Genomic DNA, 11,219 nt, shown 5'->3' on the forward strand with positions numbered 1-11,219 from the left:
TTTTCTAGTTAATTCGGAGCAAAGGAAGAAATCGATGAATAGACCAATACGAGTAACTAAAAATGATTATATAGATGTAGTTTTTGAAGATTTAACCCATGACGGGGCCGGCGTGGCGAAGGTTGAGGGATATCCTTTATTTGTCCCAAACGGGCTCCCAGGTGAAAAGGCAAAAATAAAAGTAATTAAGACAGGGAAAGGCTATGGTTTCGGTCGGTTGATTGAGCTTTATGAAAAAAGCCCGTACCGGGTGGATATTGCTAGCAGCGAGCGGCACAAGTATGGCGGCACCCAGCTCGAGCATATTAGTTATGAAGGCCAGCTAAAATATAAGGAAAATCAAGTCCGCCAGGTTCTGACACGCATTGGAAAACTGGAAGATGTAATGGTTCATCCAATTTTAGGGATGGAACACCCCTGGCATTATCGGAACAAGGCTCAGGTGCCTGTAGGGGAAAAGGACGGCAAACTGATTGCTGGTTTTTTCAAACCAAGAAGCCATGAAATTGTTGATACGAATGAGAGCTTGATTCAGCTGCCGGAAATAAATGAAGCCGTCCAAATAGTCAAAGAAATTGCCAGCGAGCTTGGCATTTCAGCCTATCATGAGGAGTCCCATAAAGGGGTGCTCCGTCATATTATGGCCAGATATGGGCAGCAAACGGGCGAGCTTATGGTGGTCATCATCACGCGAACAGCGGATCTTCCTCAAAAAGATAAGTTAGTGGAGGAAATAGTGGCGCGCCTCCCTAAGGTAAAATCGATTGTTCACAACGTGAATTCAAAGCGTACGAATGTTATCCTTGGTGAAAAAACGAAGGTCTTATGGGGAAATGAGGTCATTTACGATTACATTGGAGATGTGAAATTTGCCATTTCAGCTCTGTCCTTTTATCAAGTCAATCCTGTCCAAACCAAGGTGCTATATGAGAAGGCGCTAGAATATGCCGACCTTAGCGGCGAAGAAAAGGTGATTGATGCCTATTGTGGAATTGGGACAATTTCTTTATTTTTAGCCCAAAAAGCACAAAAGGTTTTCGGCGTTGAAGTGGTTCCAGAGGCCATTGAAGATGCGAAACGAAATGCTGCCTTGAACGGAATCGAGAATGCGGAATTTGCTGCCGGAGAAGCAGAGGTTGTGATTCCAAAATGGTACAAAGAAGGCAATGCTGCCGATGTGCTGGTCGTTGACCCACCGCGAAAGGGCTGTGATGAAGCATTGCTGCAAACGATCATTGAGATGAAACCTAAGAAGGTTGTATATGTTTCGTGTAACCCGGCAACCTTAGCACGGGATCTAAGGATTTTGGAAGACGGGGGATACAAGACCGTTGAAGTGCAGCCGGTGGATATGTTTCCGCAGACAACGCATGTGGAGTGCGTAGCAAAAATAGTATTAAAATAATTCAAAGAGCCTATTTCAAAATTGAAACAGGCTCTTTTTCTGCAAATGTATTTCTTTCGACAAAATCAAGCAAACTTCGGGTCGTGACAGGCACCGCAAATCATTTGAATATTAACCTTATTACTAAAAGAATGTGTGAGAAAATCTTTAAGTTTCGAAATTCTAGTAGTAAAATAAAAGTGGTACTTTATTCCAAGGGAAGGAGGATAAAAGAACGAATGCATTATTATCATTATACCGATCCGATTAGCACTCTAAGCTTATCAACAAGGGGTTATAATGCTCTTAAAAGAGAGGGTATAGATACAATTAATGATTTATTTAATTGTCCTAAAGAAGACATATTAAAAATTAAAAACTTGGGTAAAAAGAGTTCTGATGAGATTTTTTCTATTATTGATGAACTGAATAAAAACAAAGCAATTATCTTTTCTGAGATAAGCCCAAAAGAGCCCAAGGAAATAAGGTTTTTTATAGGCTCCGATGGTCATAAGTATAATGATATTTCCATAGAAGACTTGAATTTAAGTGTTCGAGCATATAATTGTTTAAGAATTGCAAAAATAAATTACTATTCTGAGTTACTTTTAAAAAGTGCCGATGAACTAATAGTTATTCCAAACATGGGTAAAAAAAGTCTTTTAGAATTAGAAAATGTAAAAAGTAATACACCACTTACTTTATTTAGTGAAATAAAAGATAATAAATATATTACCCCTGACACTATTTGTAGGAGTGTTTTTACAGTAATTAGTGAAAAAATTAATGTGAATCCAGCCCAGTTATCTGAAAAGCTTATTCCAGTATGTTCTAGATATATGGAAGATAAAGAAAATATTACGGATGTTTCACTTTGTCTGAAAGATAAGAATTTTATAAAAAACGTTTATGAGGTTAATTATATTCAACTCATTTTCGATGATTATGTTTTAAATATAATCAAAGAAAGTATTTATGGATGCGAAGAAAATGATATTTTGGAAAAAATGCCTCTCTACTTTAATAATGTAGAATTTATTAATATGCAGTTAAATAATTTACTTAGTAGAAATGAAATAGAGATATTTAATAATGACAAATTTATTGCTGTTTTCCCTTCTTTAATTATCGGTGCCCAAAAAGTATTAACTGATAAAGAATACGATATTCTTATTCAACGAACAAAAGGAAAAACATTAGAAGACCTGGGTAAAGTCGGTGGGGTAACTAAGGAGAGAATTAGACAAATAGAAGCTAAGGCCATTAGGAAACTTAACAATAATAATTCTCTATTTAAAGAAGATATCTATTCAGATATCTTTAAGAGATATTCAATAAGCCATGATGAGTTTATGATTGCATTCAAAAACACTGAAACTTACAATTACTTAGCACTAAGATATAGCCCCGGCAAAGGACAAGCTGATGATTCAAGACTTCCTTTACAACAAATTCTTGAAGATAAAAAAATACCAGTTGTTTTTAAAAGGGCTTGTGAAAAAGCAATTTATAAAAATTTTGTGCAAATTGCTAAAGAGTATGTACCTTGCACACGTGGCCATATAAGCAATTATGTGTTAAGGACTTTTGCAACAGATGAAGTTACTTTCGATGAGTTCTGTGTTTTGTACTTCTCTATTTTAGAGGATATTGGTAAACAAAATGACCCAAAGTTATCTTTGATGAGTCGTGGCTATGAAAACAAAATGGCGGCAAGTAAGACTACATTGTGGAAATATGGAAAAAAACTCAGATATTACAATATGGAATTATATGATTTTACGGAACTACTAACCACTATAAATTTAAATCAGTATGATAACATTGAATACTCTACTCTAAAGTTTTTCCGATTATATCCAGAACTTATGAAAACCTATGATATACGTGATGAATATGAACTACATAACCTTTTGAAGAAAATTTGTGATAAGGATAGGTATCCTACTATTAATTTTAAGAGAATGCCACATATTGAATTTGGGAGAGCGGATAGAGATAATCAAGTTATGGATTTGTTGTTATCATTAGCTCCTATCGATAATAATGATTTTGCAAAAGAGTATGAACGCGAATATGGTGTAGCAGCAAGCACTGTTTTAGCAAATTATATGAGCCATTTCGACCAATATTTTTATAACGGTGTTTATAAAATTGATTTTCCTGCTCTGCCTGATATTATAGCTCGAAAATTAAAGCAAATACTTATTGATGATTTCTATTTGCTATCAACTATTAGAGAAATTTATAAAAAAGAGTTTCCAAAATCTGATGAAAAGTTATTAAATCCGTTTTCCTTAAAAAATTTAGGATTTAAAGTATATTCAAATTATGCGGTAACAGATAAATTTAATACAGCGACAGAATATTTTAATTATTTGTTGACCAAAGATGATATTACTTACTTTGATAACATCCCATCTGAAATAAAAGGGACAATTTCCTTCACATCTCAATTATATAGGTTAAAGGCTGAATATGAAATAACCGAATTTTCTCCTAATAAATATATAAATTTCAGAAAACTGAAACAAATTGGCATTACAAAGAAAATGTTAAAAATGTATTGTAATGTTGTCTTGAATTTTGTAGGGGGAAGTAAATATTTTACATTAAGTTCTTTAAGAAAAGAAGGCTTTTCGCATGAGTTAGATGAACTTGGATTTGATGAATGGTTCTATACATCAATTTTGGTAGAAGATAAAAACAACTTGTCCTATCAAAGAATCGGTGGGAATAAATTGATGTTAAGCGGCGATTTTGATGTTATGTTTGAGGACTTTCTTGAATTTATAGTTTACAGCCAGGATTCACTATTCATAGATATTTATGAGTTATCATATCGGTTACAAGAATATTACAACATTAGAATTAGTATTTGGAAATTAATTGAAATAATTAAAAACAGTACTATGTTTTATGATGTTGTATCTGAAAAGGTTTATGCTGATTATGATATTTATTATGAGGAGGTATAAATGTGGATTTATTAACTAAAGGAATAGAAATTAAAGCCGTTATCCCTAATAATACAGATAAAAAGCTCGTTATTGATAATATTTCTCAGAATTATCCGGTTTATAAAATCAGGTTAGACCAATTATACTACAATGATCAAAATGACCGAATTGCAACTTGGATTTCACAATATAAAATTGATAATAATATTAACCATTTCGATTTATCAGACATAGAAAACTATAATAATATTATTCACGATTTTATAACAAGCAGCAATCCACAAGCTCTAAAAAATACCCAAAACAATATAAAACTTATTGGCCAACAAGAAACGGGTGTTGTTTTATCGGATGGCCGTATTATTGACGGAAACAGAAGGTTCACATGTCTGCGTAATATAGAAAAAGAAACTGGAAAAACACAATATTTTGAGGCAATAATATTAGATCATAGTATTGAAAATAATGCAAAACAAATAAAAATGTTGGAACTTATGTTGCAACATGGAGTTGATGAAAAAATTGGTTATAATCCGATTGACAGGCTTGTGGGAATATATAATGACATTATTGAAACAAAGCTTCTTACAGTCGAAGAGTATGCTAACAGTGTAAATCAAACTCCGGCGGAAATTAAGGTAGAGATTGAAAAAGCAAATTTACTGGTCGACTTTTTAGATTTTATTAATTCTCCTAAACATTTTTATTTAGCACGTACTATGAATATTACTGAATCCCTTAAAGATCTGCACGTTATGTTAAAAAAAGTGAAAGATGATGATAAAAGAGAAGATTTAAAAAATATTGTATTTGCTGAGTTACTTATGCAACCAGTTGGAGATATGAATAGATATATAAGAAAAATTAAAAAAATAGTCGATAGTAACAAGTTTTTTAACAATTTTATTGACGAACAAACAGTAATTGTGGAAAAAGTTTGTGATGAACTTGAGAAATTTCCCAAAGTTACAAATAAGGAAATCGCAAAAATTCGTACTAACGAAGAAATTAAAAGAGATTTTAAACATTCAACAGAAATATTTATAAATAAGGTAGATTCAGATACAACTCGCAGTCAGCCGGTAAAACAAGTAGAAAAAGCTTATGACTCACTTGATTTAATAGATACAAATATATTCAAAAAAATAAGCACTGAACAAAAAGATGATATTCAAGAAAAGTTGGATATGATCAATGAGATTGTATCTAATATTAGGAGAGAGTTAAATGTTTAGTGATCTAAACCTTAAGTCAACATACTCGACATATGAGAATGATATAGGTGCAGAATTTTATACTCCTGTATTAAGCCATTGTACTCATTATGATAGAGCTACTGCCTATTTTTCGGCGAAAGCATTAGCGAGTTATGCAAAGGGATTAGAATTATTTTCTATGAACGGTTATAAATATCGCTTAATTATATCTTCTGAAATTTCTGAAGAAGATTATGAAGAAATAAAAAAAGGGTATCGATTACGTGATACCCTAAGAAACGATTTGATTAACCGGTTAAACGAACCATTAACAATTGAAGAAGAATGTAATCTTTCTAATTTGGCTTTTTTAATATCAATTGGGACCATAGATATTAAAATGGCTTTCACCCAGAAAGGAATTTTTCATGATAAATTTGGCATTATGAAAGATGCTAGTGGAAATATCATATGTTTTCGAGGATCAAATAATGAAACAGAAGCGGCTTTTCGTTCCAATTATGAATCATTTGATATTACATGTAGTTGGAAAGCTTCCGATTTCGACTATTCAAAAATAACAAAAAGTATTGGGGTTTTCGAAAATTTATGGGCAAACAAAATCAACGGGATCCATGTTTGCGATGTTGATGAAATAATTTATAAAAAAATACTTTCTTATAACAAAGGTAATGTAACTTATGAACCTAATCTATTAGAAAGTAATTGTCTGATTTTGGACTATAACGATGAGAATTTGGAACTGAATATTAAAATTGACCCTACTACTATCTGGAATAATCAAGTATATAAGTTAAAACTCAAAAGATATTCAGAGGTAAATTCAAGTTGTGAAGAAAAAATGGTTTTTAAAAAACATCTTACCTATCCAAAGTACAAAAAAATAATTAATATTTTGGAAGCGGATTCAAAAAAGCGAAATTATAAGTTTTTTGTTTCTAAAAGATTAAAAAAGTACATTTCTTCTCGAGAAATATATATTTATGAAAGAGCTAATATCGGAATGGCCATTAAGCAGCAAAGTCCTGATGTATTTGAAAAGTTTAGTGAATATAAAAAGATCGTTGATAACTCAATGGATAGAAGATTAAGGGATAAACAGATGTGGGATTCTTTCTATATGTGCATTATGAGAAAGTCCGGAAATTTCTCTGTTCCGGGATCGGGAAAAACATCTTCAGTATTAGGCGTTTTTGCATATTTAACACAAAAAAATCTTGTAAATAAAATAGTAATGGTTGGACCTAAGAACTCTTTTGGTTCATGGATTGATGAATTCAACATTTGTTTTGAAATGCAAAAGGGGCTAAAACTTTTTAATATTCAATCATACAATAATTTGGAGGAAAAGCGAAAAGCTGTAAAGTATGATACAGGAAATAAAAATTTACTTTTATTTAATTACGAAAGTTTAAATTCAGTTTTGTATGAAGTTAAAAACATCGTAGACGATAAGACATTGTTGGTATTTGATGAAGTCCACAAAGTTAAGGCTATAAATGGACAACGTGCGGTAAATGCACTTGCAATTTCTAAAAATGCCTATTTCACCATTGCGATGACAGGTACTCCTATACCTAATTCTTATTTAGATATAAAAAATTTATTGACGATCCTTTATCATGATGAGTATGATGAGTTTTTTGGCTTTTCAGAGCAACAATTAAAAAATCCTTCCAGTGCTGACATGGAAGATATAAACAACAAAATCCAACCTTTTTTCTGTCGCACTACAAAACAACAACTAAATGTGCCTAATGCCAATGAAGATATATTCTTAACGATAAATGCAAGCGAAAATGAAAATAAAATTTTTCAGATACTAATATTAAAATATGCAAAAAATAAATTGGCACTTATTATAAGGTTGCTGCAATTAGAATCAAACCCGCAAATGTTATTAAAAGCATTAGACAGTAATGGGGAAGATTTCTCTGATATACTTGATACTTCTGGTGAAATTGAGGATATTGAATTTAAAGATTATTCCGAAGAAATTATATCATTAATCCAGTCTGTGCCCAATACAAGAAAGTTTTCTACTTGCATAGAACAAGCGCAAAAACTATTCAAGGAAAATAAACCTGTTATTATATGGTGCATATTTGTTGATTCCATATTGAGGTTATCTACCGAATTAGAATCAGAAGGACTGACCGTTGGATGTGTTTATGGTGCCATCCATTTAGAAGAGAGAGATGCTGTTTTAAAAGCATTTAAAGCAGGAAAAGTTGATGTTTTGATTACGAATCCTCATACACTTGCTGAATCAGTTTCCTTGCATTCAATTTGCCATGATGCCATCTATTTTGAATATAGCTATAATCTTGTTCATCTTTTGCAATCAAAAGATAGAATTCATAGATTAGGTTTGCCTCAGAATCAATATACTCAGTATTTTTATTTACAAAATAATTTTTTTACGCTAGATAATGAGATATATTCATTGGATAAACAAATATATCAAAGATTACAAGAAAAAGAAAAAAATATGTTAGATGCAATTGAAAACAACATTTTAGAGCAAGTAGCTACGGTTGAAGAAGATTTGGAAATCATCTTTAGTGATTTAAAACTATAGTATAAGTCAGTAATTAATTTTTTTTGCAATAATAATATAGCACCATCTATAAGTTTCGAATATGTGTATTATTTTTTGAAACTCCCAGGAGGAATAAAGTAACATCATAAGGATAAACCGTCAGACAGATAGTTCCATTGAAACGAAAAAGAGAAAAATGTCATGGAACGTATATCTGTCATTAATTTTGTGCTTTATGCATAATGAAAAAGCTGCCTCGATAATTGTTGGAATAGGGCCTTTCCTACCGAATTAAAGGAAAGGCTGAACATCAATAAAAGTGCTTAGGGGGAGGATAAATATGGCAAAATACAATTTAGAGCCAAGTGAATCAATTCTTATTCAGAGTACCGGTGTCCTTTGTGAAGGCGGCGGGCTTATGCCCGGATATACCGATGAACTTATTCTTACTAATATGAACATTATCCATGTTAGTAAGGGCATGTTTGGAAATACAAAAAGGGTGCAGAAATACCCACTCAATCAGGTGAAAATCATAAATGGCGAAGCACAGGCTATTATGGGAAAAAGCACAAATGGTACACCTGATCTTCAGATATATTTTGTAAATGGGCAGGTGGCTTTCAAATTTCAAAGTTCAGGTAAAAAAGAAATTGTGAAATATGTTAATGAAATTAGCAAGGTATTAACCGGGAATGAGTCTTCGAGAAAATCAACAGCAAATCAATTTGCAATTCCCGGAGCAGAAATGGTAGCAGAAACGCTTAAAGATACTGTAAATGTTTTTAAAGGAACATTCGGAATTAAATCCAAAAGCAAAGCTGCGGATGAACCGGTAAGGGTTACAAAAAAATGTATCGGTTGTATGTCACCTCTTACTGGAACCAAGGGTCAAAGCATTCGCTGCAGATATTGTGATACAGACCAAATTTTATGATGAGAGAGGTTGTTGACTATGGGAATTATAAAAGCACTTTCCGATTCGGTAGGAGGAGCCTTTGCTGATCAGTGGAAGAAACTAATTACTGCTGGATATTTTGATGAACATACAGCTGTAGCACCAGGAATACTTAAAATGAATAACAACGGGCGTGGAGTCAACACACATGGCTCAATGGATGTTATATCAAACGGCTCGAAAATATTTATTCCCGAAAATACTGCAGCCTTCATTTTTAGCCAAGCCGGAATTGAAAACATTATCACAACTCCTGGCGGCTATGAATATCAAGAGGGTGAGGAAAGCGTATTTAATGGAGATGGTATAGTAGCATCAATCTTTAAACAGGCTAAAGACAGAATCGGCTACGGTGGCATCGCTTCTTCGGAAAAGAGAATAGCATTTGTCAATTTACGTGAAATCCGTGATATTAAATTTGGAACACGTGGCCCTCAGGTCTATAATGATTTGTATTATGGTTGCGACCTCGAAATTTATGCATATGGTGGCTTCTCTATTAAAATTGTTGATTCTGAGAAGTTTATAAAAAACTTTGTGCCAGCTAACGTAAATAGCTATTCATTTGATGATCCGAAAGTGAGAGCACAAGTTCTTTCAGAATTTGTACAATCATTTATCGTTGCATTGAATTCACTTTCAACTACATATAGGATTTCTCAGTTGCCTTCGCAGGCAGTTGAAATTTCAAAGAGAATATCTGAAGATCCATATAATGCTGGCACATGGAAAGACCGATTCGGTTTTGAACTTATTAAGGTTGCGGTTGAAAATATCGAATTTTCACCAGAATCTAGAGAGCTTGTTAACCAGTTCTCTGCTAACAAGATGAATATGAGAGCCTATGAAGATGTTTCACAGAGAGCATCCAATATTGCTGCACAACAAAAAATTGCTCAGGGTATTCAAGATAATGGACTTGGGACCGGCGGTGGTATGCTCTTTGGAATGAATATGGCCCAGAATATTGGACCTAAATGCCAGCCTGCTTCAACGCCAAGTTCTTCAATGTCTTTCGACGAGCAGATCGAAACATTGAAAAAGCTAAAAGAACTAGTTGATATGGGTGTTTTAACACAGGAAGAGTTTGATGCTAAAAAGAAAGAAATCATGGGGCTGTAATAAAGCATCTCAAATTAGATTAATAAGTGGTATAACGTGCAAAAGCCGGTCATATTAGTTGGTCGGCTTTTTACTCTCATGTGCTGTGATGGAGTAGCGATATAAGTTTCTTATGAATGACGAGAAAGGAAACTATCAAATGGAAAACGATTGGTGGATGAAAGAAACGAGGAATTGCGCCTTCAAAGGTGATACTATGATAGCTTGCACTATGTTGATTTATATCCAGAAAATCCTGTTGAATATTATCAAGGTTTAAAGAACTGGTCGAGATTTAAAGAAAATTCAGCTTGTTTGAGTACTACCCTATGGTGTGAGGATCCGAATAAAAAAAGCATTCATTTCAAGAAACAAATAAGCTACTAGATAAATACAATTCTATCCATGTTGATCATTGGAACAGTGAGTAGATTGATCCTTACGTTTGTGATGGAACACAATGGGAGCTAGCTGTGAAATACAAAGGTCAAAGAGGTTTTGTGTTGGAAGGAAGTAATGTATATCCAAATAATTGGGTTAACTTTCTATCCTGCTTTGAAATTGAATATGAAGACGAAGATGAGGATGAGTAGATTTATTATATAGGATTTAAAAAAATTACTATTACTTTTTAAATTGGAGGAACAGTATTATGAGTGAATGGGATTTTCTTTGGGGATTAAGTGGTAAGGAACTTGATGATGCTATGTCATCTGGTATGACAAAAGAAGATATGCCATATATTGAAGAACAAGTGGGAAAAATTGGAAATAAAGAATGGGAAACGCTTAAGACCTTGAGAGATAGTAGTCAAATATCAAAAGAAGAATTTAAAAATAGGAAGATTGCATTATTTTCAAAATAACACCAACAACAAGTCTTAATAATGGGTGATCATCTGCTTCTAGTCTCTCTAAAATAAGGGAAGTATGAATTAACTAGTTTAAGGTAAACACTACTACTGTTACTGACGTTCTATTTTGGCAAGAAATTGACGGTATTATTTGTCCTAAATCTGACGGAGATATTGGCCGATAGAAAGGGGAAGCCAGTAAGT

At 33.0% G+C, this 11,219-nt stretch carries 7 protein-coding genes; all 7 read left to right on the top strand.

Translation table 11 applies throughout. The features are described from left to right. The first annotated feature begins 34 nt into the window (after nt 1–34). The 7 genes from rlmD (at nt 35) to ACIQCO_RS22870 (ending at nt 11,027) form a co-directional block, all read left to right on the top strand. The gene (gene rlmD, locus ACIQCO_RS22840; RefSeq protein WP_400433145.1) at nt 35–1,405 is read left to right on the top strand and encodes a 23S rRNA (uracil(1939)-C(5))-methyltransferase RlmD; all 1,371 of its coding nucleotides are present in this window, start codon (nt 35–37) and stop codon (nt 1,403–1,405) included. Beyond that, nucleotides 1,378–4,362 (top strand): DNA-directed RNA polymerase subunit alpha C-terminal domain-containing protein, encoded by a 2,985-nt coding sequence (locus ACIQCO_RS22845; protein WP_400433148.1) that lies wholly within the window; start codon nt 1,378–1,380, stop codon nt 4,360–4,362. The genes rlmD and ACIQCO_RS22845 overlap by 28 nt, the downstream gene beginning before the upstream one ends. Before the next feature lie 2 nt (nt 4,363–4,364). Further along, nucleotides 4,365–5,579, top strand: coding sequence for a hypothetical protein (locus ACIQCO_RS22850; RefSeq protein ID WP_400433151.1), 1,215 nt, complete (start codon nt 4,365–4,367; stop codon nt 5,577–5,579). Next, complete coding sequence (locus ACIQCO_RS22855; protein WP_400433153.1) at nt 5,572–8,142, top strand: SNF2-related protein; 2,571 nt, start codon at nt 5,572–5,574, stop codon at nt 8,140–8,142. Before ACIQCO_RS22850 ends, ACIQCO_RS22855 begins: the two co-directional genes overlap by 8 nt. A 301-nt stretch (nt 8,143–8,443) precedes the next feature. Beyond that, on the top strand, nt 8,444–9,040 hold the full coding sequence (locus ACIQCO_RS22860; protein ID WP_400433156.1) for a hypothetical protein: 597 nt from the start codon (nt 8,444–8,446) through the stop codon (nt 9,038–9,040). Nucleotides 9,041–9,058: 18 nt separating this feature from the next. Continuing rightward, on the top strand, nt 9,059–10,183 hold the full coding sequence (locus ACIQCO_RS22865; RefSeq protein WP_400433159.1) for an SPFH domain-containing protein: 1,125 nt from the start codon (nt 9,059–9,061) through the stop codon (nt 10,181–10,183). A gap of 631 nt (nt 10,184–10,814) precedes the next feature. Beyond that, on the top strand, nt 10,815–11,027 hold the full coding sequence (locus tag ACIQCO_RS22870) for a hypothetical protein (RefSeq protein ID WP_400433162.1): 213 nt from the start codon (nt 10,815–10,817) through the stop codon (nt 11,025–11,027). The last annotated feature ends 192 nt before the right edge of the window (nt 11,028–11,219 follow it).

It is taken from the genome of Neobacillus sp. NPDC093127 (genome assembly GCF_044754175.1).
Classification (GTDB): Bacteria; Bacillota; Bacilli; order Bacillales; family Cytobacillaceae; genus Neobacillus.

What these genes read in the sequence shown, in the direction of transcription:
- ACIQCO_RS22870 (WP_400433162.1), top strand. Translation starts at nt 10,815, where the DNA reads ATGAGTGAATGGGATTTTCTTTGGGGATTAAGTGGTAAGGAACTTGAT.
- ACIQCO_RS22860 (WP_400433156.1), top strand. Translation starts at nt 8,444, where the DNA reads ATGGCAAAATACAATTTAGAGCCAAGTGAATCAATTCTTATTCAGAGT.
- ACIQCO_RS22865 (WP_400433159.1), top strand. Translation starts at nt 9,059, where the DNA reads ATGGGAATTATAAAAGCACTTTCCGATTCGGTAGGAGGAGCCTTTGCT.
- rlmD (WP_400433145.1), top strand. Translation starts at nt 35, where the DNA reads ATGAATAGACCAATACGAGTAACTAAAAATGATTATATAGATGTAGTT.
- ACIQCO_RS22855 (WP_400433153.1), top strand. Translation starts at nt 5,572, where the DNA reads ATGTTTAGTGATCTAAACCTTAAGTCAACATACTCGACATATGAGAAT.